The 25,524-nt window shown below is 72.0% G+C and carries 26 protein-coding genes; 9 read left to right on the top strand and 17 right to left on the bottom strand.

Going from position 1 to position 25,524, the window contains the following annotated elements; genetic code table 11:
- Positions 1 to 3: 3 nt before the first annotated feature.
- Both AQI70_RS21280 and AQI70_RS21275 read left to right on the top strand, forming a co-directional pair.
- On the top strand, positions 4 to 1,383 hold the full coding sequence (locus AQI70_RS21280) for an 8-oxoguanine deaminase (protein ID WP_062152457.1): 1,380 nt from the start codon (positions 4 to 6) through the stop codon (positions 1,381 to 1,383).
- Between the two features lie 282 nt (positions 1,384 to 1,665).
- The gene (locus tag AQI70_RS21275; protein ID WP_062152456.1) at positions 1,666 to 3,174 is read left to right on the top strand and encodes a hypothetical protein; all 1,509 of its coding nucleotides are present in this window, start codon (positions 1,666 to 1,668) and stop codon (positions 3,172 to 3,174) included.
- 94 nt (positions 3,175 to 3,268) lie between these two features.
- Here the strand turns inward: AQI70_RS21275 and AQI70_RS21270 are convergent, their stop codons facing one another.
- The 3 genes from AQI70_RS21270 to AQI70_RS21260 form a co-directional block, all read right to left on the bottom strand.
- A complete protein-coding gene (locus AQI70_RS21270) occupies positions 3,269 to 3,853 on the bottom strand; it encodes an Rv1733c family protein (protein WP_062152454.1) in 585 nt (194 codons plus the stop codon).
- A gap of 86 nt (positions 3,854 to 3,939) precedes the next feature.
- A complete protein-coding gene (locus AQI70_RS21265) occupies positions 3,940 to 4,704 on the bottom strand; it encodes a ferredoxin reductase (RefSeq protein WP_062152452.1) in 765 nt (254 codons plus the stop codon).
- A complete protein-coding gene (locus tag AQI70_RS21260) occupies positions 4,697 to 5,302 on the bottom strand; it encodes a sulfite oxidase-like oxidoreductase (RefSeq protein WP_062152450.1) in 606 nt (201 codons plus the stop codon). Before AQI70_RS21260 ends, AQI70_RS21265 begins: the two co-directional genes overlap by 8 nt.
- 366 nt (positions 5,303 to 5,668) lie before the next feature.
- On the opposite strand from AQI70_RS21260, the gene AQI70_RS21255 reads away from it, so the two are divergent.
- Positions 5,669 to 6,478, top strand: coding sequence for a putative protein N(5)-glutamine methyltransferase (locus tag AQI70_RS21255; protein ID WP_062152448.1), 810 nt, complete (start codon positions 5,669 to 5,671; stop codon positions 6,476 to 6,478).
- A 24-nt stretch (positions 6,479 to 6,502) separates the two neighbouring features.
- Here AQI70_RS21255 and AQI70_RS39225 read toward each other — a convergent pair whose 3' ends face one another.
- Both AQI70_RS39225 and AQI70_RS21245 read right to left on the bottom strand, forming a co-directional pair.
- Positions 6,503 to 7,147: a DUF5666 domain-containing protein gene (locus AQI70_RS39225; protein ID WP_062152446.1), complete on the bottom strand. Its 645-nt coding sequence runs from the start codon at positions 7,145 to 7,147 to the stop codon at positions 6,503 to 6,505.
- Positions 7,148 to 7,290: 143 nt separating this feature from the next.
- A complete protein-coding gene (locus AQI70_RS21245; protein WP_062152444.1) occupies positions 7,291 to 9,369 on the bottom strand; it encodes a SpoIIE family protein phosphatase in 2,079 nt (692 codons plus the stop codon).
- Between the two features lie 268 nt (positions 9,370 to 9,637).
- On the opposite strand from AQI70_RS21245, the gene AQI70_RS21240 reads away from it, so the two are divergent.
- Together AQI70_RS21240 and AQI70_RS21235 are read left to right on the top strand one after the other, a co-directional pair.
- On the top strand, positions 9,638 to 10,510 hold the full coding sequence (locus tag AQI70_RS21240; protein WP_062152442.1) for a hypothetical protein: 873 nt from the start codon (positions 9,638 to 9,640) through the stop codon (positions 10,508 to 10,510).
- Positions 10,511 to 10,633: 123 nt separating this feature from the next.
- Positions 10,634 to 11,002, top strand: a complete 369-nt coding sequence (locus AQI70_RS21235; RefSeq protein WP_062152440.1) for a hypothetical protein — start codon at positions 10,634 to 10,636, stop codon at positions 11,000 to 11,002.
- A gap of 6 nt (positions 11,003 to 11,008) precedes the next feature.
- Here AQI70_RS21235 and AQI70_RS21230 read toward each other — a convergent pair whose 3' ends face one another.
- Entirely contained in the window at positions 11,009 to 12,169 is a 1,161-nt protein-coding gene (locus AQI70_RS21230; protein ID WP_062152438.1) for a M20 family metallopeptidase, read from the bottom strand.
- A gap of 119 nt (positions 12,170 to 12,288) precedes the next feature.
- Here AQI70_RS21230 and AQI70_RS21225 point away from each other — a divergent pair, with 119 nt between their 5' ends.
- The gene (locus AQI70_RS21225) at positions 12,289 to 14,304 is read left to right on the top strand and encodes an NADPH-dependent 2,4-dienoyl-CoA reductase (RefSeq protein ID WP_062152436.1); all 2,016 of its coding nucleotides are present in this window, start codon (positions 12,289 to 12,291) and stop codon (positions 14,302 to 14,304) included.
- Positions 14,305 to 14,335: 31 nt separating this feature from the next.
- Positions 14,336 to 14,887, top strand: coding sequence for a PadR family transcriptional regulator (locus AQI70_RS21220; RefSeq protein ID WP_004003823.1), 552 nt, complete (start codon positions 14,336 to 14,338; stop codon positions 14,885 to 14,887).
- A gap of 42 nt (positions 14,888 to 14,929) precedes the next feature.
- Here AQI70_RS21220 and AQI70_RS21215 read toward each other — a convergent pair whose 3' ends face one another.
- Both AQI70_RS21215 and AQI70_RS21210 read right to left on the bottom strand, forming a co-directional pair.
- Positions 14,930 to 15,472 (bottom strand): hypothetical protein, encoded by a 543-nt coding sequence (locus AQI70_RS21215; protein WP_037891620.1) that lies wholly within the window; start codon positions 15,470 to 15,472, stop codon positions 14,930 to 14,932.
- A gap of 168 nt (positions 15,473 to 15,640) precedes the next feature.
- Positions 15,641 to 16,618, bottom strand: a complete 978-nt coding sequence (locus AQI70_RS21210; RefSeq protein ID WP_062152434.1) for a fibronectin type III domain-containing protein — start codon at positions 16,616 to 16,618, stop codon at positions 15,641 to 15,643.
- A 386-nt stretch (positions 16,619 to 17,004) separates the two neighbouring features.
- On the opposite strand from AQI70_RS21210, the gene AQI70_RS21205 reads away from it, so the two are divergent.
- Positions 17,005 to 17,700, top strand: coding sequence for a glycoside hydrolase family 75 protein (locus AQI70_RS21205; protein WP_062152432.1), 696 nt, complete (start codon positions 17,005 to 17,007; stop codon positions 17,698 to 17,700).
- A 51-nt stretch (positions 17,701 to 17,751) separates the two neighbouring features.
- On the opposite strand, the gene AQI70_RS21200 is transcribed toward AQI70_RS21205, so the two are convergent.
- Positions 17,752 to 18,513 (bottom strand): SDR family NAD(P)-dependent oxidoreductase, encoded by a 762-nt coding sequence (locus tag AQI70_RS21200; RefSeq protein ID WP_062152430.1) that lies wholly within the window; start codon positions 18,511 to 18,513, stop codon positions 17,752 to 17,754.
- Between the two features lie 160 nt (positions 18,514 to 18,673).
- On the opposite strand from AQI70_RS21200, the gene AQI70_RS21195 reads away from it, so the two are divergent.
- On the top strand, positions 18,674 to 19,312 hold the full coding sequence (locus tag AQI70_RS21195) for a TetR/AcrR family transcriptional regulator (RefSeq protein WP_062152428.1): 639 nt from the start codon (positions 18,674 to 18,676) through the stop codon (positions 19,310 to 19,312).
- 154 nt (positions 19,313 to 19,466) lie between these two features.
- Here AQI70_RS21195 and AQI70_RS21190 read toward each other — a convergent pair whose 3' ends face one another.
- The 8 genes from AQI70_RS21190 to AQI70_RS21155 all read right to left on the bottom strand — a co-directional run bounded on the left by AQI70_RS21190 (position 19,467) and on the right by AQI70_RS21155 (position 25,517).
- Positions 19,467 to 19,886, bottom strand: coding sequence for a PTS-dependent dihydroxyacetone kinase phosphotransferase subunit DhaM (locus tag AQI70_RS21190; protein WP_062152426.1), 420 nt, complete (start codon positions 19,884 to 19,886; stop codon positions 19,467 to 19,469).
- On the bottom strand, positions 19,879 to 20,478 hold the full coding sequence (gene dhaL / locus AQI70_RS21185; protein ID WP_062152424.1) for a dihydroxyacetone kinase subunit DhaL: 600 nt from the start codon (positions 20,476 to 20,478) through the stop codon (positions 19,879 to 19,881). Before dhaL ends, AQI70_RS21190 begins: the two co-directional genes overlap by 8 nt.
- 49 nt (positions 20,479 to 20,527) lie before the next feature.
- On the bottom strand, positions 20,528 to 21,520 hold the full coding sequence (gene dhaK / locus AQI70_RS21180) for a dihydroxyacetone kinase subunit DhaK (RefSeq protein WP_062152421.1): 993 nt from the start codon (positions 21,518 to 21,520) through the stop codon (positions 20,528 to 20,530).
- A gap of 205 nt (positions 21,521 to 21,725) precedes the next feature.
- Positions 21,726 to 22,805, bottom strand: coding sequence for a sensor histidine kinase (locus AQI70_RS21175; protein ID WP_062152419.1), 1,080 nt, complete (start codon positions 22,803 to 22,805; stop codon positions 21,726 to 21,728).
- Positions 22,798 to 23,493: a response regulator transcription factor gene (locus AQI70_RS21170; RefSeq protein ID WP_062152417.1), complete on the bottom strand. Its 696-nt coding sequence runs from the start codon at positions 23,491 to 23,493 to the stop codon at positions 22,798 to 22,800. The genes AQI70_RS21175 and AQI70_RS21170 overlap by 8 nt, the downstream gene beginning before the upstream one ends.
- 67 nt (positions 23,494 to 23,560) lie before the next feature.
- Positions 23,561 to 24,283: a VanZ family protein gene (locus tag AQI70_RS21165; protein WP_062152415.1), complete on the bottom strand. Its 723-nt coding sequence runs from the start codon at positions 24,281 to 24,283 to the stop codon at positions 23,561 to 23,563.
- Positions 24,284 to 24,378: 95 nt separating this feature from the next.
- Positions 24,379 to 24,942, bottom strand: a complete 564-nt coding sequence (locus AQI70_RS21160) for a dihydrofolate reductase family protein (RefSeq protein ID WP_062152413.1) — start codon at positions 24,940 to 24,942, stop codon at positions 24,379 to 24,381.
- A gap of 140 nt (positions 24,943 to 25,082) precedes the next feature.
- Positions 25,083 to 25,517: a hypothetical protein gene (locus AQI70_RS21155; protein WP_062152411.1), complete on the bottom strand. Its 435-nt coding sequence runs from the start codon at positions 25,515 to 25,517 to the stop codon at positions 25,083 to 25,085.
- Between the last annotated feature and the right edge of the window lie 7 nt (positions 25,518 to 25,524).

Raw genomic sequence — 25,524 nt, 5'->3', positions numbered from 1 at the left:
GCCATGACGCCTGCCGTCGACCCTCCGGTCAACGCCGCAGAACTGCTGGTCAGAGACGCCGAACTGCTCGTCGTGGACGAGGACCGGGAGATCCCGGGCGGCTGGGTCGCCGTGACCGGTGGTCGGGTCACCGGCGTCGGTGGCGCCGGGAGCGAGCCCGAGGCCCGTACGACCGTCTCGGCGGCCGGCCGGCTCGTCACCCCGGGCCTGGTCAACACGCACCATCACATCTACCAGAACCTCACCCGCTCCTACGCGCCCGCCGTGACCGGCTCGCTGTTCGACTGGCTGACCACCCTCTACCCGCTCTGGGCGGGCCTCGACGAGGAGGCCGCGTACGTGTCGGCGTACGCCGGCATGGCGGAACTCCTGATGGGCGGCTGCACCACGTCGTCCGACCACCTGTACGTCCATCCCCGCCCGCACCTCGTCGACGCCGAGATCCGCGCCGCCCGTGACATCGGCTTCCGCTTCCACGCCACCCGCGGCTCGATGACCCGCTCGGTCGAGGACGGCGGACTGCCGCCCAGAAGCGTCACCCAGACCGAGGAGGAGGTGCTCGCCGACAGCGAGCGCCTGATCAGCACCTACCACGACCCCGAACCGGGCGCGCTGGTGCGGGTCGCGCTCGCGCCCTGCTCGCCGTTCTCGGTCACCAGGTCGCTGATGACCGCGACCGCCGAACTCGCCGAGCGCCACGACGTACGGCTGCACACCCACCTCGCCGAGGACCACGACGAGGACACGTACTGCCTCCAGACCTACGGCTGCCGTCCCGTCGAGTACTTCGAGGAGACGGGGTGGATGAGTGCCCGCAGCTGGGTCGCGCACTGCATCTACCCGAACGACGCCGAGCTGCACCGCCTCGCCGCGGCCGGCGTCGGCGTGGCGCACTGCCCCAGCTCCAACATGCTCATCGGCGGCGGAACCGCGCGTGTGAAGGAGATGCGCGAGCTGGGCCTGCCCGTCGGCATCGGCTGCGACGGCTCCGCCTCGACGGACCACGCCTCCCTCTGGATGGAGACCCGGGCGGCGCTGCTGCTGGGCCGCTACCGCGGCGGACCCGCAGCGATGACCGCCCGCGACGCCCTCGACATCGCCACCCGCGGCTCGGCGCGCTGCCTGGGCCGCGATGACGAACTGGGTCATCTACGGCCCGGGGCCTGCGCCGACCTGATCGTGTGGGACCTGCACGAGGTGGCGCTCGCCGGCGCGCTCAGCGACCCCGTGGAGGCCTGGCTGCGCTGCGGGCCGGCCCGGGCCTGGACCACGGTGGTCGGGGGCCGGGTCCTGGTCGACCGCGGCGAACCGGTCCTTCCCGGTCTTGGGGACGCGCTGCGGGATCACGGGCGCATTGCGCGGCGGATGCAGCGGCTCGTGTAGGGGCCAGGGTGTCAGGGCCTCGATGCACTGGTGTGCCGGGGGATGGGGGATGGGGGACGGTTCCACGTGGCCGACGTTCGGGAGACGGCCTGCGCCTGCTCGCCTCCTGGGCCGCCACCCGGGAGGCCGCCTCCCCGGCACCACCGCTCTCGACCGGCTGACCGTCCGCCCCGGCCGTCGCCCCGCACGGGAGGCGAGGGGACGCCTTGCCGATTGGGGAGAACGTGTGCCGAGTGACGACTCCAACTCCCCTGTGGGGCAAGGGACTTCTATCATGAGCCGATGTCCACCGGGGGAAGACGTCGGGCTACGGCACAGGTCCTCTGTCTGATCGTTCTGATCGGGCTGTATCTCTTCTCGGGGTTCGCCGACGTCCATGGACAGGCGAGGACCCACCTCTCCGTGGCCATCGCCGTTCTGACGGGCCTGTTCACGTTGCTGAACCGGCCGGAACTGCGTCCGCCCGCGTCCGAGGCCGTGCCACGCTCCGCCTCGGTGGCATTCACCGGGCGGCTTCTGATCGTGGTGGTCTGGATCGTCCAGGCGTTCCTCTTCGGTCTCTCCGGATACCTCGTCTCCACCCAGTTCCAGAAGCCGCCCGGTTTCCATGGCAGCGTCGCCCTGCTCGCCGCCGCCGGCCAGGTGCTCGCGCTCGTCGCGCTGTGCGCCAGGAACATGGCCGGGTTCCGGCCCGACCCGGGGTTCTCGTTCGGCTTTCCCGGCGTACTGCGCCATGTGCTGGACAGGGCCGCGCTGGTGGTCCTCGCCGGCTACGCGAGCACCCTGCCCGATGTCGTCAAGACCGTCGTGACCTGGGTGCCCGACCAAGTGCACGGCTTCTTCGCAAGCCTCGCCCCGGCATGGCTCGCCTGGCCGCTGACCGTCGCGGTGTGCGCCGTCTGGTTCCTCGCCGTACTGGTCGTCGAAAGCCTGCTGCAGGTGCTGATCGCCTCCGCCCTGGGGCCGGACAACTCCCTCGGCCAATGGCTCGGCGAACACGCCCCCGTCACCTACCGCCGCACCGACGTCGACGTCACCTTCGACTTCAACTTCCGGCTGATCAGGATCCTTTACTACAACAGCGTCCAGGGCTGGGCGTTCGTCGGCAGGCTGCTGCTCGAAATGCGCTACAGCAGCAGCTTCGGCCCACTCGGCCGGGGCCCCACCCGGCGGCAGCGCGAGCGGCTGCAACGCTACGAGCGGCCGCTCACCGACGAGGAGAAGGAGCAGCTGCCCGAGCGCGTCGCCGCCGTGGCGGTGGAGGCGGCGCCGCCCGAGTGGCGCCTGCTGATCCTGGAGTACCGGGCCGCCGCCGAGCATGAGGAGATCCAGCTGCGGGTGGATCCGGCGGACCGGTGGGCGTGGGCGTGGGACGAGGCAGTGGAGGAGGAACCCACCGCGGATGGGGCCGGCGGGGAGGACTCACCCGAGGAGGAAAGTCCGGGCGGAGGAGACGAGAACGAAGGCCGGAGCACGAACGGCGACCTCCTCGAACTGCCCGACTTCCCCGAGCGCGCGGCCCTGCGACGACTGCGCGAGGCGAGTTACTCGGCGGAGCACGGCGTGGGCTACGTCCTCGTCATGAACATCGAGAAGAACGACCCGAGCACACGCCCGTACTACGGCGACGGCCCCTGGCGCATCACCTACCAGGCGATGAAACGGGACCCCATGCCCAGGTGGCGGCAGCCGCCCACCGCCCGCCAGTACCGCCGTGATCTGCGCCGGTTCCCGACCGTACGGGGGCGACGGCCCTTCTGGCTGCGGAACCAGGTGAAGCGGATCGGCTGAACACCCGAAGCCGTAGCGGCCGATGACCTCCAACTGCGCGGTCGCAGCCGCTGCAGCGGTTGCAGCTGCCGCAGCCCGGTGGGCACGGCTCGGGTCACGCCCGGCGGCCCGTCCAGGCCGGCTCCGTACGAACCCACTCCTGTTCCCATTCGGCCAGGCGGCGCCGCATCGCGGCCTGGCGTACGACCCCGTGGCCGAAGAGGATCACGGCGACCGCGCCGCCCGTGGCACAGACGCCGACGGTGACGGTGTGCTGCCAGACCGCCCTGTCGTCCGCCGGCGGGGCCACGCTCCGGCCCCGGGAGTCGAACCACACCTCGACCGTCTCGCCGGTCCGCGTGCCCGCCGGGACGCGCGCCGTGGCCGTACGGGGTGCGCCGTCCGGCTCGGTCCAGTGGACCGTCACCCTGTTGGACGGCTGCCGACCGCCGTGCGCAGTGGAAAGCGCGTCGCTGGTCCTGCCGACGACCTCCGCCCGGACGGGATGGCGCTCGGCGCGCTGCTCCCGGGCCGTGGCCCGGGCGCTGTCCTGTGCCCACCATGCCGCGACCATGCCGAGCAGGGGCGCGACGACGAGCAGCAGGACGGTCACGGCCAGCACCGTCCACGCCTCGACGACATCCGACCGGCGCCGCAGCGGACTTCGCCGCCAGCGCCAGCCACGCACTCGGCTTCGCATGCCGTTCAGGTACCCCGTACACCAGACATCGTTCCTGACGATCCCGGGCGGACGGACCGGCGACGGTGAACCCGTCGGACCGCCGGTCAGCCGAAGCGCTCGATCCGGATGCGGTCCACGGGCTGACCTGCTGCCACGAGCAGCCGCGAGGCATGCTCGGCGAAACCGTTGGAACCGCACACATATGCCTCCCACCCACCGGCAGGCGGCTCGGCCAGGAGCGGCGCCACATGTGCGGCGGCCATACGTCCCACGGACACACCCTTCGGGGCGCTCCGCGTGAACACGGGCGTTGTCTCCGCGCCCAACTCCCGCGCGTAGATCAGCTCCTCGGGGCTGCGCGCCGACACCAGCAGCCGCAGCGGCACGTCCAGGCCGCGCGCCCGGTGGTGGCGCACCATCGACATCAGCGGTACGACGCCGGAGCCGGCGCCGAGCAGCAGCGCGGGCCGGTCCCCGGGCCAGGCGAAGAAGCCGCTGAGCGGGCCGCGTACCTCCACCGTGTCACCCGGCTCGGCCACCGTGTGGAACCAGCCGGACACCTCACCGCCCTCGACATGGTCCAGGGTCAGCTCGATGTGCCCGGAGTCGTCCGGCGCGGAGGCGATCGAGTAGTGGCGCTGGGCCACATAGCCGTCCTCGGCGGTCAGGCGCAGCATCAGGTGCTGGCCGGGCAGATGGCCCGCCCATGCGGGCACCGCGAGGCGGAAGGTGGCCGCGTGCGCGGTCTCGCGGCGGATCTCGGTGATCGTGGCGGTCTGCCACACCGCGGCGGTCCGGTCGCTGACGGCGATCCGCCCGGGCACGGCGAACCGGGTCGGGGGAGTGAACGTCTCGGTCTCCTCAGTCACCGGAGTACCTCTGCTCCTCCCAGGGGTTGCCGCGGGCGTGGTAGCCGTTCTGCTCCCAGAACCCCGGCTCGTCGTGGTCGAGGATCCGCAGGCCCGCGATCCACTTGGCGCTCTTCCAGAAGTACAGATGCGGCACCAGCAGTCGCGCCGGGCCGCCGTGCTCCGGGGTGAGCGGCTCCCCGTCGTACTCCCAGGCGATCCAGGCCCGCCCGCCGGTCAGGTCGGCGAGCGGAAGGTTGGTGGTGTATCCGGTGTGCGAATAGGCGACGGCATGTGTGGCGGACACATGGGGCCGGACCACAGCCAGGAAGGCGTCCAGCGACACACCCCCGAACCGCACACCGAACTTCGACCAGCCCGTCACGCAGTGGATGTCGCCCTCGTACACCGATGCCGGCAGCTCGTGTGCCTGCTCCCAGTTCCAGGTGTGCGGCTCCTCGACCAGCCCGTCGACGCGGAACGACCACTCGGCGGGGGTCAGCTCGGGGGTGACCTCGGCGGACAGGACGGGCCAGTCGTCGCCCGCGTCGTACTGGCCGGGCGGCAGTGCCGCGTTCGGGACGCGTGGGCGTCCTGCGAAGCCTCGGGTGACGTTCATAGGGATGGTGCCTCCAGGCCGCCGTAGGTGACGGCCCGCGGGTCGAGCGTGATCAGTGTGTGTTTCATACAACCGTACGTGGTGCATGCCACCGTACGCGCCCCGCCGATCCCCCGAGAGCCGGGGGCCGGGCGCCGGGACCGGGCTGGGCTGGGCGCTGCTGGGCGTCGATGCGCGGGAACGTTTCGTGATCGTTGGGGTAGTGTGGCCGTCCGGCCGGGACGGTCCCGGTCGTGCGCAGGCCCAGGAGGTGAGACCCATTACCGCTGTGTCAGGTCGGGTGCTCACACCACGAATCGGCGCGGGTCACCGCCAGTAGGCGACCGCGAGAGCACCCTTTCGGCTTCCGAAAGGCTCTCGGCTTCCATGCCCCCTGTGTCTTCTTCGCCTTCCTCCCCCACGCCGCTCTCCCGCGACTTCGTCGTGGCCGCACTCCGGACCGCGGGCTGTGTCTTCGCCGAGGACGAGGCCCGGTTGATCCTGGCCGCGGCCCGCACCCCGGACGAGCTGGCCGCCATGGTGGACCGGCGCGTCACCGGTCTGCCCCTCGAACTCGTCCTCGGCTGGGCCGAGTTCCGCGGACTGCGCATCGCCGTGGAACCCGGCGTCTTCGTGCCCCGCCGCCGCACCGAGTTCCTCGTCGAGCAGGCCCTCGCGCACGCCCCGGACGCGTCCGTCGTCGTGGACCTGTGCTGCGGCTCGGGCGCGGTCGGCGCGGCCCTCGCCGCCGCGCTGGGCCGGGTCGAGCTGCACGCCGCCGACATCGACCCGGCTGCGGTGCGCTGCGCCCGCCGTAACGTGGCCCCGTTCGGCGGTGAGGTGCACGCGGGTGACCTGTTCGCGGCGCTGCCCGACAGCTTGCGCGGCCGCGTCGGCATCCTCGCGGCGAACGTGCCGTACGTGCCCACCGAGGAAGTCGGCCTCCTGCCCGCGGAGGCACGGGACCATGAGCCGCTCGTCGCGCTGGACGGCGGTGCGGACGGGCTGGACGTACTGCGCCGGGTCGCCGCCGAGGCGCCGAACTGGCTTGCGCCCGGCGGCTGTCTGCTGTTCGAGACGAGCGAACGCCAGGCGCCGACGGCCCTGGAGGCGTTCACCCGCAGTGGACTGTCGGCGCGTCCGGTCGTCTCCGAGGAGCTGTACGCGACGGTCGTGGTCGGCCTCAACCAGACCTGAAGCCAGACCTGAAGCCACACCTGATCAGGCCGTCGCGCCGCTCTTCGACGGGCGGTCCGAGGGGCCGGAGTCCCGCCAGTCCCAGTGACGAGGCCCAGGGGGTTGGCCCCGCCAGTCGCCCAGCCCCCTGTCCTTCCTCCCGTCCTCGCCCTTCTTCCCGTCCTCGCCCTTCTTCCTGTCCTCGTCCTTCTTCCAGTCCTCCCAAGTGCCCGAGAGCACGCGGGACGCCGTCCGCTTGCCGTCGTCGGACCGGGTGCCGGACAGGAAGGCGGTCTCGCCCTTCTTGAGGTCGCCGGTGCCGGTGCTCTTGTCCCCGTCGTGACGCACGGTGGTGTCGGAGTCGACGGTCCACGTCCACTCGGCACCGTCCTCGCTCCTGACGGTTACCTGGTCGCCGTCCACCTTCTCGATGGTGCCGCGCTGCCAGATCCGTACCACCCACTCGTCGGTGTCGGGGTCCTTGACGGTCGCCTCGCCGTGCACCGCGCCGCCGCCGAGGCCGAACCCCAGGCCGTGGCCGTGGCCGTGCCGCCCGCCGGGTGCGTCCGGTGACGGCGATGCCGACCCGGAGGCCGAGGGGAAGGACCCGTCGCCCGGACCCGACGAGGTCGCGGCGTAGGCGACGGTACGGCCGAGGGCCAGTGCGGCGACCGTGGCCGCCGCGGTCACCGCCCGGGCGCGCGTGGACTGCCGCTGCCACTGCCCGCGCAGCGCCGCACGCGGCGCGTGCTCCCCCTCCCGCTCCGCTGTGATTGTGGGTGGCGGACGGTAAGGAACGAGTAATCAGTTCCTGTGAAAAAAGGGGGCGACCGTCAACCCGGCGGCAGCACACGGGCGATGAGCAGTGCCACGTCGTCGGAGTTGTCGGGCCGGTGCAGGGTGCGCAGAAGGAGGTCGCAGCAGTCCTCCAGCGGGCGGTGGGGGTCGTCGAGGAGCTCCAGGAGTGCGTCGAGGCGCTCGTCGAGCGGGTGTTGGCGGGTCTCGACGAGTCCGTCGGTGTAGAGGACCAGCTGGTCGCCGGGCTCAAGGTCGATGGTCGTCGTCGAGAAGGCGACGCCGCCCACGCCCAGGGGGGCGCCCGTGGGCAGTTCGAGGAATTCCGGCGGGTGGCCGGGGCGGACGCGGGCGGGCGGCAGGTGCCCGGCGTTGGCGATGCGGCACTGCCGCAGGTGCGGGTCGTGGACGACGTAGACGCAGGTGGCGATGGAGTGGTCGAGGCCCTCGGTGATCTTGTCGAGGTGTTCCAGGAGCAGGGTCGGTTCGAGATCGAGGGAGGCCAGCGTGTGGGTCGCGGTGCGCAGCCGGCCCATCGTCGTGGCGGCGTCGATGCCGCTGCCCATCACGTCACCCACCACGAGCGCGGTCTTGCCGCCATCCAGCGGAATCACGTCGAACCAGTCGCCGCCGACCTCGGCACTCGCCCCCGCGGGCTGGTAACGGGAGGCGACCTCCAGGCCGCCGGTCACCGGCGGATGGCTGGGCAGCAGGCTGCGCTGCAGGGTGAGGGCGGTGTCGCGGGCGTTCTGGTACCAGCGGGCGTTGTCGATCTGCACGGCCGCGCGGGCGGCCAGTTCACGGGCGAGCAGCAGATCGTCCTCGCTGAACGGCAGCGGATTGCGGGTGCGTTTCAGGTCCAGGGCGCCCAGCACCTCGCCGCGCGCGATCAGCGGTACCGCCAGATAGGAGTGCACGCCCGCGCGGCCCAGCTGGACGGCGGCCTCGGGGGAGCGGGCGATGCGCGGCAGGTCCTTCTCCTCGACCTGCGCCACCATGACCGGGCCCGCGGTGCGTACGCACTCGGTGACGAGGCGGTCGGGGCCGTAGCGGGCGACTTGGCCGGGCTGGTCGGCGGCGTCCAGGGCCTCCGTGTCGTACTCCGCCCTGACGGCCAGGGCGCGGATCACCGCTGACTCCGAGGGGCCCAGGCTGCTGCGTCTGCCCTCCACCACGGCCTCCAGCAGGTCGACGGCCGCGACGTCGGCGAGCTCCGGCACGGCGACGTCGGCCAGCTCGCGCGCCGTGCGGTCCAGCTCCAGCGTGGTGCCGATCCGTGCCGAGGCGTCGGCGATGAGCGCCAGCCGCCGCCGCGCCGTCTCGGCCTCGACGGCGGCCTGGTGCTGCTCGGTGATGTCCACGGCCATGCCGGCCACGCCGAGCACCGTCCCGGCGGTGTCCTCCAGCCGGTAGAGCGAGATGGACCAGAAGTGTTCCTGGTCGGGGTCGGCCGGGGTCCGGCCCACGATGCGCCGGTTGATCAGCGGATGACCGGTGCGCAGTACCTCGCGCAGGGCCGCTTCGATGGCGTCGGTGTCGACACCCGGCAGCAGCTCGCGCGGCGTACGGCCGATGTGGTCCTCGGCGGAGATGCCGTTGAGCTGGGCCAGCGCCGGGTTGACCGAGACGTACCGCAGGTCGGTGTCGAGGACGGCCAGGCCGACCGGAGCCTGGGCGATCGTCCGCGTCGACAGCGCCACGTCCCGCTCCAGCCGGCGGACCGTCGCCTGGTCGGCGCACAGGCCCAGCGCGTAGACGTCCCCCTGGTCGTCCAGCAGCCGCATGTTGCGGAACTCCACCAGACGGGTGCTGCCGTCCTTGCGCCGGATCGGGAAGGCCCCGGCCCAGCCCTCACCGGTCTCCATCACGTCGGCGAACAGCTTGACGACCAGATCGCGGTGCTGCTCGTGCACCATGATCCGGGCGGCGTACTGGCCCAGCGCCTCCTGCGCCGGATAGCCGAACAGCTCCTCGGCCTGGGGGCTCCACAGCACGATGCGCCCCTCGGTGTCCAGCACCACCGAGGCCACGCCCAGCACGTCGAGCAGGCCGCTCGGCCCTACGGGCCCGCGCACCGGCTCGTCTCCCTCGGGGCCGGGAGATTCGGCTGCATACATCCCACGCACCGCCTTCGCCCATCCTCGCGGCACGCCGTTCCCCCGTGCCGACTCCCCTTGTTCTACCGCGTTCAACCGTCTCCGGGCCCCCTCGGTCGTCCTCCTCCACCATCCCTCAACACGGCGGCGGACGTCCGCCGAAGTCATCACGCGGACATATGGGTGTGGCCGACCGGACAGCAGACGTTCCCCGAGTTGCCCTGTACATGACCACATCGGCCCGCCAAACTGTCCGCCGACACGCTCCCACCCCCAAGGAGTCGCTTCCATGGCCCTGCGCGCCCGGCAACGTTGTCACGCCGTCCTCACCGGCCTCCTGGCCCTCGCCTCCGTCGCCGTGCTCTCCACCGCGACCCCCGCGCAGGCCGCCGACACCTGGACGGAGACCGGCTCCGACCGCGCCGACCCGCTGACCGAGAGCCAGGGCCTGACCTCGGTCGAGGTCCCGGCGAACAGCCCCAACCGCTACACCGGCATCGGCACCATCCCCGTCTCGGTCAGCAGCCGCGGCTGGAACCACGTGGGTGACCCCGACGCCTCCTCCGACGGCCACTACATCGAGCCGTACCAGGCGGACTCGGGCAACGCGAAGATGTTCCGGGTGCAGGCGCCGGACGGGACCTGGTCGGAGTACGTCCACACGCTGGGCTCCGGGGAGGCGCTGAACAACTCCTTCGTCGCCGTCGCGCCCGGCGGCCAGTGGATGGTCTCGGGGGAGTGGGGCACCATGACCCGCCTGCTGGTCCACCCGACCCCCGGCGTCAACCCCGCCACGTCACCGTCGGCGAACCTGCCCTGGACGTCCACCATCCGGCTGGACCACGCCGTACGCGACATCCAGGGCTGCGACTTCCTCAGCGCCACGACCCTGCTCTGCTCCTCCGACGACCCCGCGGGCACCCTCTTCGGCATGACCAAGCCGCTGCTGCAGATCGATCTGTCGGCCGAGCCCGGTACCTCCGACGTGACCGGCCACGTCACGGCGCTGCGCCGGCTCCCCCTGCGCAGCTCCTGCTCGGGCGAGTTCGAGACGGAGGGCATCGACTACGACCGCCGTACGGGCACCCTGCGCGTGATCGTCCTGTCGCCGGGCTTCTGCGTGCTGACGGACAGCAGGACCTACCGGTTCACCCGCGGCTGAGGCGCGGAAGGTGCGGCTCCGCCAGTAGTGCTCCGCCGTCTGTGGTGCTTTTCTTGGGGTTGGGGTCCGGTTCCGCGGGCAACCCGTGGCACCACGGCGTCGGCCACGAGAGGAGCGATCACGATGGACCGTGAACGACCGCACGAGGAGTCCGTCTCCGTCGAGATCAGCGGATGCAGCAAGGAAGACGCCCGGATCGTGTTCGACGCGCTGTGCACGTGCTTCGAGTCCGACCGGAGCCCCGAGGACGTGCCGCAGCAGCTCCATGAGACCCGGCCCATGGTGTGGCTCGGCACGTTCGAGGTCACCGACGCGCACGCGTGCCCGCCGCCCGCCCGGCTGTCGTCGTCCGTGGAGGCCGACGCGCAGGGTGGCTACTGGGCCATCGAACGGCTCCGTACGACGCTGGACTCCCTCTTCACGGTGCACGACCTCTCCTCGGCCTCCGGCGACCAGGAGCGGGAGCTGCACGTGGTGCTGGAAAGCCGGTGAGTCCGGTCAGGGTGCGCCCAGCAGGCTGAGCGCGGCCCGGCGGTAGACGGCGTGCACGGCGGGCAGGTCCCCGAGACGGGCCCGCTCGTCCACGCCGTGCAGCCCCTCGCACCGGACGCCGAAGCCCGCCGTGGCCGGGATGCCCTCGCCCGCCAGCAGGTTGCCGATGTTCGAGGGGCCGGCGGTCTTCGGCCGGACGGAAAGGCCTTCCCGCGCGGCGGCCGCCAGCAGTGCCGCCGCCGGCTGCTGGTCCTCGGCCAGTCGGTACGGCGGCCAGGACGCGACCGGAGTGAGGGTGGTCGCCCGCGGCGCGGGCACCCGCAGGTCCAGCTCGCGCACCGCCTCGCGGACCAGCCGCTCGGCGGCGCGGGCGTCGAAGGCCGGTGTGGTGCGGAGGTCGACGCCCAGCTCGCACCGGCCGGGCACGACCGAGAAGCCCTGCCCGCCGTGGCAGGAGGTCACCGTCAGCTTCGGCGGCAGCGGGAACTCCCCGTCGGCGCCCGGGAGTTCGGCCTCCTCCAGGAGTCGTACGAGATGCGCCGCCCGGGAGACGGCACCGGGTGTCGTACGGCGGGACCCCGAGTGGCCGGAGGCCGCGTGCACCGCGATCGTGGCCCGCCACAGGCCCCGCCCGCCGACCACGACGTCGTCGAGCCCCGGGTAGCCGATCATCACCCCGGCCGGGCGGGCCGCCTCCGGGTCGGCCAGGTAGGTGCGGGCGCCGCCGAAGCCGCCGGTGTGCTCGTCGGCGTCGAGGAGCACCGCGAGCCCGCCGTGCAGATCGGCGGCGCGCGCGTGCACCTCCTCCGCGATGCCGCAGAACATCGCCGCGGCCAGCTTGGAGTCCGCGGCCCCCCTCCCGCGCAGCCGCCCGTCGACGACGTCGCCGCAGTCGGGGGCGAAGGACCAGGCGCCCTCGTCCCCGTAGGGCGCGGTGTCGACGCAGGCGTCCAGTGCCCACCAGCGACCGGGCCGCCCGCCCGTGATCTCGACCAGCAGACCGACGGCGCCGCCCGTGTCGCCGTACAGGCGGCGATACGGCAGCGCCCGCCCGGCGAGCCAGTCCTCCAGGACGCCGAGGACGGGCCCGTGGTCGTCGATCCCGGCGCGGCTGGGGCAGCGGATCAGCCGTTGGGCGAGGGCGATCACGTCGGCGAGTGCGGTCATGGGGCCACTGTGCCCGGGCGTGGTCAGTGTCACGCCCCGCCGGTTGTGCAACTAGTTGCACAAAGGTCTCGGGGTCCTCTACAACTACCTAGGCACTACACCGCGCACGGAGGGGCCCGATGAGCCGTTACCCGCACCTGCTGAGCCCGCTCGACCTGGGCTTCACCACGCTGCCCAACCGCGTCCTGATGGGCTCCATGCACGTGGGCCTGGAGGAGGCCGAGCGCGGCTTCGAGCGCATGGCGGCCTTCTACGCCGAGCGGGCGCGCGGGGGAGTGGGCCTGATCGTCACCGGCGGCATCGCGCCCAACGACGAGGGGCGCCCGTACGAGGGCGGCGCCAAGCTCACCACCGAGGCCGAGGCCGAGCAGCACCGGGCCATCACCGAGGCCGTGCACCGCGAGGGCGGCCGGATCGCGATGCAGATCCTGCACTTCGGCCGCTACGCCTACCACCAGGACCTCGTCGCCCCGAGCCCGCTCCAGGCGCCGATCAGCCCCTTCCCGCCCCGCGAGCTCACCGACGCCGACGTCGAGCGGACCATCGACGACTACGCCCGCGCCGCCCGCCTGGCCCGGCAGGCGGGGTACGACGGCGTGGAGATCATGGGCTCCGAGGGCTACCTCATCAACGAGTTCATCGCCGCGCAGACCAACCGGCGCACCGACCGCTGGGGCGGCTCGTACGAGAACCGCATGCGCTTCCCCGTCGAGATCGTCCGACGCGTGCGCGAGGCCGTGGGCGAGGACTTCATCATCATCTACCGCCTGTCCATGCTGGACCTCGTCCCGGGCGGTTCCACCCTCGACGAGGTGATCACCCTGGCGAAGGCCGTCGAGGCCGCCGGGGCGACGATCATCAACACCGGCATCGGCTGGCACGAGGCCCGGATCCCCACCATCGCCACCTCGGTACCGCGCGGCGCGTACACCTGGGTCACGAAGAAGCTGATGGGCGAGGTCTCGGTCCCGCTGGTCACCACCAACCGCATCAACACCCCCGAACTGGCCGAGGAACTCCTGGCCGACGGCTGCGCGGACATGATCTCCATGGCCCGGCCGATGCTCGCCGACCCCGACTTCGTGAACAAGGCCGCGGCCGGCACGCCCGAGGCGATCAACACCTGCATCGGCTGCAACCAGGCCTGCCTCGACCACACCTTCAGCGGCAAGATCACCTCCTGCCTGGTCAACCCGCGCGCCTGCCACGAGACCGAGCTGGTGCTCTCCCCGACCCGGCTGCGCAAGCGGGTCGCGGTGGTGGGGGCCGGCCCGGCCGGGCTCGCCTGTGCCGTGCCGGCCGCCGAACGCGGCCACCAGGTCACCCTCTTCGACGCCGCCAGCGAGATCGGCGGCCAGCTGAACGTCGCCCGCAAGGTCCCCGGCAAGCAGGAGTTCGACGAGACGCTGCGCTACTTCCGCCACCGCCTCGACGAGCAGGGCGTGGACGTAAGGCTGAACACCTGGGTGTCGACGGCGGACCTCGCCGGCTACGACGAGGTCGTCGTCGCCACCGGCGTCACCCCGCGCACCCCGGACATCCCCGGCGTCGACCACCCGAGCGTCGTGGGCTACCTCGACGTGCTGCGCGACGGCGCCCCCGTCGGCGACCGCGTCGCCGTCCTCGGCGCGGGCGGCATCGGCTTCGACGTCGCCGAGTTCCTCACCGACGGCGGCGACAAGGCGAGCGAGGACCCGGCCACGTACTTCCGCCACTGGGGCGTCGACATGGACTACACGGCCCCCGGCGGCCTCGCCGCCCCCGAGCGGCCCGCCCCGCCGCGCACCGTCCATCTGCTCCAGCGCAAGACCAGCAAGGTCGGCGCCGGCCTCGGCAAGACCACCGGCTGGATCCACCGCACCGAGCTCAAGCACCGCGGCGTCACCATGGTCCCGGGCGTGCGCTACGACCGGATCGACGACGCCGGACTGCATGTCACCGTCGGCGAGGAGAGCACCGTCCTGGAGGTCGACACCATCGTGCTGTGCACCGGCCAGGAGCCGCGCCGCGACCTGTACGAGGAACTGCTCGCCGCGGGCCGCAGCGCGCACCTCATCGGCGGTGCGGACGTGGCCGCCGAACTGGACGCCAAGCGGGCCATCAAGCAGGGCACGGAACTGGCGGCGAGCCTGTAGGGGCGCCCGAGCGCGTCCCTAGGATGAGCCCATGTCACTCCCGCACGCGATCCTCACCGCCCTGCTCGAAAAGCCGTCGTCCGGGCTGGAGCTGACCCGCCGGTTCGACAAGTCGATCGGCTACTTCTGGTCGGCGACGCATCAGCAGATCTATCGCGAGCTGGGAAAACTGGAGACCGAGGGCTTCATCCGGACGCTTCCCCCGGCGCAGCCGGCCCGCGGGCAGAAGAAGAGCTACGAGGTCCTGCCCGCGGGCCGCGCCGAACTGGCCCGCTGGACCGCCGCGTCCCAGGACCCGAGGCCGCACCGCGACACGCTGCTGTTGCGGATGCGTGCCGCGGCCGTGGTGGGAACCGAGGGCATCGAGGCCGATCTGCGGCGCCATCTCGACCTGCACCGGCGGCAGTTGGCCGAGTACGAGGAGATCGAGAAGCGGGACTTCCCGCCCGGCAGGGAAAGTTCCCAGGACCGGTTGCGGCATCTGGTGCTGCGCGCCGGAATCGATCTGGAGACCTTCTGGACGCAGTGGCTCACGCGCGCCCTGGAGGAGTTCGCGGAGCTGCCGGGTCACGAGAGGGCCTGAGCCGAGCGCCCCGCGGCGCGAGCAGGGCTCTCAGTCGCCGCGTCAGAGCCGGTACGGCTTCGCCTTGCGGCGCAGGTACCAGGCCGTGGCCAGCACTCCCGTGCCCACCAGCACGCCGCCGCCCACCAGCGTCAGCGTGCCGTAGTCCGTCGAGGCGCCGCCCATGCCGCCCATCACCCCGCGGGACGGCGAGGCCGTGGCGGTGATCCTGGGCGTGGGGGAGGGGGCCGAGACGACGACCGACTGGGTGCCCGCGGTACTGCCGTTCGCGCACACGACGATGACGGTGTAGGTGCCCGGGCGCACGCTCGACCAGGCCGCCGACTGCAGCGTGGCCGTCCCCGTGAGGGAGACCTGGCGCCCCTGGGCGAAGTCGGACTGCCTGCTGTTCAGCAGCGAGGCGGTGCCCCAGCTGCCGTTGATGTTGGTACTGCACGCGCTGGTCGTGACGGAGACCGTGGACCCGGTCGTGCTCACGGAGATCCCCGAGACCGCGGCGGCCGAACCGGCGGCCACGGGGAGGAAGAGAGCGGAGGCGGCTGCCACGGTCAGGCCCGAGCGGAGGAATAGCGGTGACTTGCGCATATGGATGCCCTCCGGCGGCACGGTCGGCGGTACATCCCTGGCGCCGCCGAGGGTCGGGAACGCCCGTGCTGCCTCAGGGGCAGCCAACGCGCCCCGGGTCCGGCCCGCATGCGGACGTACCCCGGTCAGGTGACGGGTTGCTGCGTCCGGGGTACGCCGGGCCGGATGTCAGCCCGGCGCACCGGTCGTCACCGTCCGCTCCGCCGAGAAGCCGCCCCAGGTGCCGTCCGGCAGCCTGCCCCGGATCCGCACCCGGTGGCCGATCCCGGCCTCCGGCCCCAGATAGAAGCTGTATGTGGCCCGCTCGCGCGGCGCGCTCCCGCCGTACACCAGCGAGGTGGCCGTACGGCCGTCGAGCTGGACCTGGTACTCCGTGACCACGCCGTCCGTGCGCGGCGGAACCCAGCTCAGATCGAGGTGGTACGCCCCGTCCGCGTGCCGGGTCGTCGCCCGGAAACCGGTCGGCGCGGTGCCGCGCCCGTCGTCGGTGCCGGGCGTGGTGATGCGGACGGCGGCCGTGGCGGGCGAGAGGTTGTCGGCCGCGTCCCGGGCCCGCACCTTGAAGGCGTAGCGGGTGCCCGCCCGCAGCCCCGTGACCACGGTCGCCGTCTGGTTCCCGCCGACACTGTGGATCTTTGTGTCGCCCTGATAGATGTCGTACGACACCACATCCCGGTTGTCCGTCGCCCTCGACCACGACAGCTGAACGGCCCGGCTGCCCACCGCCCGGCCCTCGGCCGTCCCCGGACGGGTCGGGGGCGAGTGGTCGGCGGCCACGGCCGCGGGAGTCGTCGCCCGCACCATCCTGCTCGGCGGCCCGAGCCGCCCGTCGGTGTCACGGGCCCGCACGGTGAAGGCGTAGGAGGTGGACGGCCGCAGCATGGTGACATCCACCATGTGCGCGGAGCCCGGCACTTCCTTGACCTTGGTGGGGCCCCGATACACCTCGTAGCCGCGGATGCCGCGGTCCGTGGCGACCGCGTTCCACATGACGTGCACGCTGGTCGCGCTGCCCGCGGTGGCCGTGACCCCCGTGGGTGCCCCGGGCAGCCGGCCGCCGTCCTCGTCCGCCCCGCTCCACGCGCAGGACGACAGCAGTGCGAGCGCCGTGCAGATGACCGAGACAAGAACGAGAACGCGTCGCACGACTCTGCCTCCCGGGGGCGGCCTCGCGGCAATGGTCCGGACCAATATGGCGTGGCTGGCGCGATCACATCAAGAGGGCGGTCGTTGGAGACCGGCCCGGAGCGTTACGTATGCTGAAGCTCCTCGCGGCTGAACTCGCCACCGGAGCTGGGGAGTTCATGCCCTCGGCATGGGCCGCTGTCGTCGCTGTTCCCGTGCCGGACGCGGGTGGCCGGGGGCCGGGACCCGTCGCGGACTCGGGCCCTCGGCCCCTGGTGGGAGTTCGGGAACGGTTGTTCGTATTTCTGGGTGTGGGCCGTAGGTGCCCCACTGATGGCAGCATGATCCGAACAGCATCAGATTTCCTGAGTCTCCGTCACTCTCCCCGACGAGAGGGGTTCTTCATCGTGCGTGTCCAGTCGCTGACGCTGGCCGCGGCAAGCGCCGCCCTGCTCGCCCCGACGACGGTGCCCACGACCCCGACCGCCACACAGGACGGGCCCAGGGCGCGCCCGGAGATCGACGTCAGCGCCGCTGACCTGCTGACAAAGGTGCGTGACTGTGCCTCCGTCTCCCAGGGGCGCTATCGCAGCGACAGCGGTGCGCCGGCGACGATCCCGGTCTGCGGAACGCGGGACGCGGTGTTCTGGAAGGCCGACATGGACATCGACTGCGACGGGCAGACCACCCGCCGCTGCAACCGCCGTACCGATCCGTTCTTCTCCGCCGCGACGGCCTTCCAGCAGTCCGACGGGCGGTACCTGAGCGCCGAACGCCTCCCGTACATCGTCGTGCCCGCCCCGAGCGATATCTGGAACCCCCGCGACCACGGCATCCGCGGCGGCTCGATCGCGGCTGTGGTGTACCGGGACCGGGTGCGGTACGCGGTCGTCGGCGACGTGGGCCCGCACGACATGATCGGCGAAGCGTCGTACGCCACCGCCAGGGCCCTTGGTGTCCCACCCGATCCGCGCGCCGGTGGCACGGCCTCCGGCGTCACCTACATCGTCTTCAAGGACGCACGGGTGACGCCGATCGAGAACCACGCGGCCACCGTGGCGATCGGCAAGCGGCTGGCGAGGAACTTCCTGCGCGGCGAATGAGCCGGTGTCGGTGCCGGAGTCGGTGCCGGAGCCGGAGCCGGTGCCGAGGTGTCAGACCGCCGACCAGCCGTCGTCGACCGGCAGGATCGCGCCGTTGATGTTGCTCGCCGCGTCCGAGGCGAGGAACACGATGGCGGCGGCCTGCTCCTCGGGCTGCGCCAGCTTGCCGCTGTTGCCGAGGTGCCCGCCGAGAACCGCCGGTCCGTGCGCGTCCTTCACGGCGTCCACGGCGATGCCGGTCCGCGTGCCGCCCGGGGCGATCGCGTTCGCACGGATTCCCTGCTTGCGGTACATCACCGCGAGGGACTTCGTCAGTCCCACCACACCGTGCTTCGACGCCGTGTACGCGGCGCCGGCCGCGCTGCCGCGCAGGCCGGCCTCGGACGCCGTGTTCACAATCGCGCCGCGGCCCGCCCGGAGCATGTGCGGCAGCACCGCCCGGGTGAGCAGGAAGGGAGCGGTGAGGTTGACCCGGATGACGCGCTCCCACTCGCCGTTGGTGACGTCCGCCACCGCCGACATGCGGTCCATGATCCCGGCGTTGTTCACCAGCACGTCCACGCCGCCGAAGCGCTCGACGGCGGTCTCGACGACCTGGTCGACGACGGCCTGCTCGCTCAGATCGCCGACGACGGCGACCGCGGCGCCGCCCGACCGCTCGATCTCCTTGACGACGCCCTGCGCTCCCTCGGCGTTCAGGTCCGCCGCCACGACCCGGGCGCCCTCCTCGGCGAAGGCCAGGGCGGCCGCGCGCCCGATGCCCGAGCCCGCTCCGGTGACGATGACGGTGCGCCCGTCCAGTCCGCTGGCCATGTGGTGCTCCTGTCCGTGGTCCGTGGGTCCGAGGGTCCGAGGGTCCGAGGGGCGGCGCCGAGCGTGCCCGGGAGTCCACCCTACGACTTAATGTCTCTGAGCGACATAAAGTCTTCGGGGAGAATTCCGGGAGAGCGATCAACGCCGGCCGGAGGAACCCATGACCGCAGCCCGTGGACGTACGGGACGACCGCCCCTGACGGAGGAGCGCAAGGCCGAGATCCGCCTGGAGATCGCCCGGGCGGCGGTGGACCTGTTCGTCACCCAGGGCGTGGCCGCTACCACGGGCGAGCAGATCGGAGCGGCGGTCGGAGTCTCCGCGCGGACCGTGTGGCGCTACTTCCCGAGCAAGGAGAGCTGCGTACGGCCGCTGTTCTCGGCCGGTATCGATCTGATCGCCGACTGTCTGCGGCAGTGGCGCCCCGGGCAGCCCCTGGAGGAACTCTTCGACCGCGAACTCGCCGTCGAGAACCGCCTGCTCGCCGGACCCGACCACGCGACCGTCGGGGCGCTGGTACGGCTGACCCGCACCGAGCCCGGCCTGCGCGCGATCTGGCTCCAGACCTACGACGAGGCCGAACCGGCGTTCGCCCGCGCCCTCGCCGCACGGGCCGCGCTGCCCGCCGACGACCTGCGCCCGACGATCCAGGCCGCGATGTTCAACGCGGCGCTGCGCGCGGCGGTCGAGCACTACGCCTGGCACACCGCCGGTACCCACGCCGATCGCTCGACGGCGCGGACCGAACTGGCGGCGACCCTGCGCTCGGCGTTGGCCGCCGCGGGGGAGGGGCTCGCGTAGCGGCGGCGAGGGCGTCGCGATACGGCAGCCAGGGCGTTGCGATACGGCAGCCAGGGGCACGTCGTGACGTGCCGGCGAGGGCCCCTCGGCGCGCGAACCCGAACCCGGGAACGCGGACGAGGGGCCCGTGGCGCGGCGGCTGCCGCGATCCGCCTCACACCTTCCGGTAGGTGTACGCCTCCGAGGCCGCCGACTCCACCGCCGCGAGGTCGGCTCCGGTGGCCGCCGTGACGACCGCGGCCACCGCGCCCTCGACGAACGGGGCGTCGACCAGACGCGTGTTGTCCGGGAGTTCGTCGCCCTCCGCGAGCAGGGCCTTCACGGTGAGGACCGCGCTGCCCAGGTCGGTCAGGACCGCGACCCCGGCGCCGCGGTCCACGGAGGCCGCCGCCGCGGCGATCAGTTCCGCGCTGGTGCCGAGCTCACCGGCCTCGGTGCCGCCCGCCGGGGCCACCGGGACCGCCGTTGCGCCGCCCGCCAGCCCCCGGGCCAGCTCGGCCACCGACGCGGCCACCTGCGCGCTGTGCGACACCAGCACGATGCCGACGAGCCGCTCCTCCTTGTCGTCACTCACCGGCCGCCTCCGCCAATCCCGCGATCAACAGCGCCGACGACGTGGCACCCGGATCCTGGTGCCCGATGCTGCGCTCCCCGAGATAACTGGCCCGCCCCTTGCGGGCCTGCAACGGCGTCGTCGCCAGGGCGCCCTCCTCGGCGGCGGCCCGTGCCGCGGCGAAGCCGTCGCCGAGCGCGTCCACGGCCGGCACCAGCGCGTCGATCATGGTCTTGTCGCCCGGCGCGGCACCACCGAGCGTCATGACCGCGTCCACACCCGCCCGCAGCGCCTGGGCGAACTGGTCCTCACTCACCTCGCCGGGGTCCCCGAGGGCCTTGCCGGTCCGGCGCAGCAGCGTCCCGTACAACGGCCCCGACGCACCGCCGACCGTCGAGATGAGCTGCCGGCCGGCGAGCGTCAGGATCGCGCCGGGCGTCTGCGGGGCCTCCTTCTCCAGCGCCGCCGCGACGGCGGTGAACCCGCGCTGCAGATTGCTGCCGTGGTCGGCGTCCCCGATCGGTGAGTCGAGAGCGGTGAGCCGTTCCGCCTCACGGTCGACGGAGGCGGCGGTCGCCGTCATCCAACGGCGGAAGAAATCGGCGTCGAGCACTGGATCTCCTTGCGTGACAGTTGCCTTGCGATCGTCTTGCTCCGCCGGATCACATTCCCCACCGCAGCCCCGGTGTCTTCACCGGCGCGTCCCACAGCCGCAGCAGTTCCTCGTCGACCTGGCACAGCGTGACGGAGGCGCCGGCCATGTCGAGCGAGGTGACGTAATTGCCGACGAGGGTGCGGGCGACGGGAACACCGCGCTCGGCGAGCACCCGCTGGACCTCGGCGTTGAAGCCGTACAGCTCCAACAGCGGTGTCCCGCCCATGCCGTTGACCAGGACGAGGACGGGGTTGCGCGGGGTCATGTCCTCCAGGATCGCGCCCACGGCGAAGTCGGCGATCTCACGCGACGTCATCATCGCCCGCCGCTCCCGGCCGGGCTCCCCGTGGATGCCGATGCCCAACTCCAGCTCCCCGGGCGGCAGATCGAAGGTGGGGCTGCCCTTGGCGGGGGTGGTGCAGGCGCTGAGGGCGACACCGAAGCTGCGGGAGCTGTCGTTGACCTGCCGCCCGATCGCCTCCACCCGCTCCAGCGGCCGGCCCTCCTCGGCCGCGGCGCCCGCGATCTTCTCCACGAACAGCGTCGCGCCCGTGCCCCGCCGCCCGGCCGTGTAAAGGCTGTCGGTCACCGCCACGTCATCGTTGACGAGCACCTTCGCGACCTGGATGCCCTCGTCCTCGGCGAGTTCGGCGGCCATGTCGAAGTTGAGGACGTCACCTGTGTAGTTCTTCACGATGAACAGCACCCCCGCCCCGCTGTCCACGGCGGCCGCGGCCCGCACCATCTGGTCGGGCACCGGCGACGTGAACACCTCGCCCGGACAGGCCGCCGACAGCATCCCGGGCCCCACGAAGCCACCGTGCAGCGGCTCGTGCCCCGACCCGCCGCCGGAGATGAGGGCGACCTTGCCCTCCACGGGCGAGTCCCGCCGTACGATCACCCGCTTCTCCACATCGACGACCAGCTCGGGGTGGGCGGCGGCCATCCCGCGCAGCGCGTCCGCGACCACGGTCTCCGCTACGTTGATCAGCATCTTCATGGGTACCTCCTGGTGAGGCTGGCAGATGGGCTCATGACCAGAGTTCTTGCGGGTCGGACTGGGTCAGGTCAGTAGTCGATCTTGGTGGTACACGGCGGTCGGAAGCGGATTCCGGCGGTACTGATGCTGCTCTCGGCAGTATCGACCTTGCGCAAGCGAAGGTCACGTGTGCGGATGCTCGTGGGCGTGCCAGGGGCGGCGATGCCTACGGCGTGCCGGGAAGCCGAACCGTGACGAGGAGACCGCCGGCGGGGCGGGGGACGAGGGCGAGGGTCCCGTCGTGGGCGCGGACGATGCTGCGCACGATGGCCAGGCCGAGACCGACACCGGCGTGCTCGTCGGTGCGTACGCGTTCCGTTCCGCGCTGGAAGGGTTCGGTGAGCGTCGGCACCAGTTCCGGCGGGAGCGGATGACCCGTGTTCTCGACCCGCAGCACGCTCGCGTCGCCCTGCGCTTCGGTGTGGAGCGTCACGGTGCCGCAGGCGGGGAGGTTGTGGACGATGGCGTTCTGGAGGAGGTTCGTCACCATCCGCAGCAGGAGCTCCGCGGAGCCGCTGGTCCGTGTCGCTCCGCCGGTGACGTCGAGCGTGATCCCGCGCTGTTCGGCGAGGGGGAGCAGGGTTTCGGCGGCCTCTTCGGCGATGAGGGAGAGGTCGACGCTTTCGCGGGTGAAGTTCCCGCGGTCGCTGCGGCTGAGCAGCAGGAGGGCCTCGGTGAGGTCGATCGCGCGCGTGTTGACAGCCTGCAGGCGTGCGAAGAGTTCGCCTCGGTCCCGCGTGGGGTCCCTGCGGGCGACGTCGAGCAGCGTCCGCGAGATGGCCAGCGGGGTGCGCAGTTCGTGGGAGGCGTTCGCGGCGAACCTCTGCTGCTCGGCGACGTGCGACTCCAGTTGTTCGAGCATGGTGTCGAACGCGTCGGCGAGTTCACGGAACTCGTCCTGGCGGCCTGCCATGCGGATCCGGTGGGACAGCGATCCGTTCCCGGCCATCCGTGCCGCGGCCGCGATCTGTGTCAGCGGTGCGAGCATCCGGCCGGCGAGGATCCATCCCCCGACGAGGCCGAACACGAGCAGGAAGACCATGGCCACTGCCGCGGCGGGGAAGAAGGTGCGCACCAGGAGGTAGCGGTTGGGTGAGATCCCGAGCAGGCCCTGGGAATTGTCGGGTACGTAGCGCAGCAGGAACCACCACACCACGGCCAGCAGGAGAGCGCCGGCGACGGCGAGGAACCCGGCGTAGCTGAGGGTGAGTTTCAGTCGGGCGCTGAGCCCTGGGCGTCTAGACATGCGTACTGCCGGGGCGGGTGGTGTCGGGACCGGTGTCTATGCGGTAGCCGACGCCCGGCACCGTGGCGATGAGCCATGGTTCGCCGAGCCGTTTGCGCAGTGCGGAGACGGTGATGCGGACGGCGTTGGTGAAGGGGTCGGCGTTCTCGTCCCAGGCCCGCTCCAGCAGCTCTTCGGAGCTGACGACCCCGCCCTCGGCGGCGACGAGGACTTCGAGCACGGCGAACTGTTTGCGGGTCAGCGCGACGTAGCGCCCGTCCCGGAAGACCTCACGGCGGAAGGGGTCGAGGCGCAGGCCGGCGATCTCGCGGACCGGGGGCCGGGCGTACGCGCGCCGGCGGTCGAGCGCCCGCAGCCGCAGGACGAGCTCCCGCAGCTCGAACGGCTTGGTGAGGTAGTCGTCGGCACCGAGCTCGAACCCGGACGCCTTGTCGTCGATCCGGTCGGCGGCGGTGAGCATGAGGATCGGGATGCCGCTGCCGGAGGCGACGATGCGCCGGGCGACCTCGTCGCCGGAGGGGCCGGGGATGTCGCGGTCGAGGACCGCGAGGTCGTAGGAGTTGACGCTCAGCAGCTCCAGGGCGCAGTCGCCGTCGCCCGCGATGTCGGCGGCGATCGCCTCCAGCCGCAGACCGTCACGGACGGCTTCGGCCAGGTAGGGCTCGTCCTCCACGATCAGTACGCGCATGTCCGCAGCCTAGGCGGCACCACATATCGCCGACGTATGCAGGACGTGTGCGCACCGGGCACGCGACTCAGCCTGCCGGTGCCGGTGCCGGTGCCGGCGCGGGGCGAGGCCGGTCCGACGGCGGTTGCGCCGTGATGCGCCACCAGCGGCGCGACGCCAGCGCGGCCAGCACGGCGCCGGCGGCGTTGACCAGTACGTCGTCCACGGAGGACACCCGGTCGAGCCGCAGGACGTACTGCGCGGTCTCGACCAGGACGGAGCACCCCGCCCCGAGCGCCAGGATCCGCGGCACGGACGCCAGCGCCGCGAACCGCATCGGGGCGAAGAACCCCAGCGCCGCGAAGACCAGCAGGTTCCCGACGACCCCGAGCGGCCCCATCGTGACCAGGTCCCGCAACGGCACCAGGCTCACCCGGGCGGGGACGATGCCGGCCCCGGCGCCCGGCATCATGGTCAGCCACAGGAACGGCACCGTCCCGTGGACCATCCCCACCTCGGCCAGCGACATCCGCCACGCCGATGCGACGGTGACCCCGGCGGCACGCCGACGGCGCGCCAGAGCCCACGCCACCAGCGTGGCGGGCGGCAGCGCGACCAACGTCATGAGCACCACACCGTTGAACGTGTCGAGGCAGCCGTGCCACCGCCCGGCCATGCACCTCGGAGCGGACATCATGAGCGGCCGCCACAGGAGGAACGCGGCGCCCGCCATGCCGGGAATCGCCAGGCCGAGGAACACGATCCCGCGCGTGCGGCGGGGCGGTGCGGACAGGGATGCGTTGCGGTTCATGCCCCCATGGGAGAGTGAGGGGCGTTGCGGTGGCGTATGCGATTTTCGATACGCCCGCGATACATGCCAATCCGCCGCATCAAGAAACTGGCGCGTCAGCGCGCCACGCGATAGCGGAGGTAGACGACTTTCGAGTTGAAGGTGCGGTTCTCGACGAGTTCGAGATCCACCCGGCGCTCGTGCCGGGGAAAGAACGGAATGCCACCGCCGACCAGCAGCGGGTAGGTCATGGCCCGGTATTCGTCGATCAGACCCGCCGCGGCCGCCTCGGCGGCGAGAGTCGCGCCGCCGATCGCGATGTCACGCTCCCCCGGCTCGGCGCGCAACCGCTCGATCTCCTCCGCCAGGCCGCCGGAGGCAAGGCGGGCATTGCCCCGCACCGCCGACAGCGTGGTGGAGAACACCACCTTCGGGAGCGGCTTCCAGAGCGCGGCCCACTCGAGCCTCAAGTCGTCGAGCGAGGGATCCTGGTCGGCGGTCTCCCAGTACAGCATCGTCTCGTACAGCCGTCGTCCCAGCAGGTAGACGCCCACCTCTCGGATCTTGTCGGTGTGAAAGCGGAAGACCTCCTCGTCGGGTGCCGTCCAGTCGAATTCGCCGTCCGGCCCGACGATGTAGCCGTCGAGTGAGACGTTCATCGAATAGGTCACGCTGCGCATCAGAGGTCCTCCTCGGTAACGGGTTCGACGGTACGACCGCCGCCCGCTCCGCACACCCCGAGGCCCGGCGTCCGGCTCGCTCGCAGCCCCGTCGCGTGGCTTCTCACCGTAGCGAGCGGGAGGCCGGCGAGGTGAGCGGTTCAGAAGTCCGTGGGCAGCCCGCTCACCTCGGCGATGCCCCGCAGCTCTTCCGTCTGCCGGTGCTGTTCCCTGATGTGGTCGGCGATCTCGCCGAGGCGGACGGGGTCGGAAGCGGTGGTCGCGTCCGTGACGATCCTGACCGGGCCGGCCTCGTCGACGTCGATCTCGATCACTTCGTTGTCCAGGCGGCCGGTGACGGCGGTGGCGATGACGAGGGCGGCCTCGTCCTTGACCTCCTGGGGCAGTTCGTCGCCGGACCCTGGGTCGAGGGCGACGTCGAGGTTGGAGAGGCGCTCCTCGTCGATCGCTCGGAGGACCGGTTCCACCATGCGCAGCAGGAGGCGGTAGTCCTCCGGGTCCATCCGGATGCGCAGGAGGTCCAGGTACACGTCCACGGGCCGGCCGTCGTCATGCGGCTTCTCGAAATCGTTCATCCGCATC

It is taken from the genome of Streptomyces curacoi (assembly GCF_001513975.1).
In the GTDB taxonomy this organism is placed as follows: domain Bacteria; phylum Actinomycetota; class Actinomycetes; order Streptomycetales; family Streptomycetaceae; genus Streptomyces; species Streptomyces curacoi.
The sequence above is the reverse complement of the archived record's forward strand: the minus strand, read 5'-3'. Positions and strand labels throughout refer to the sequence as shown.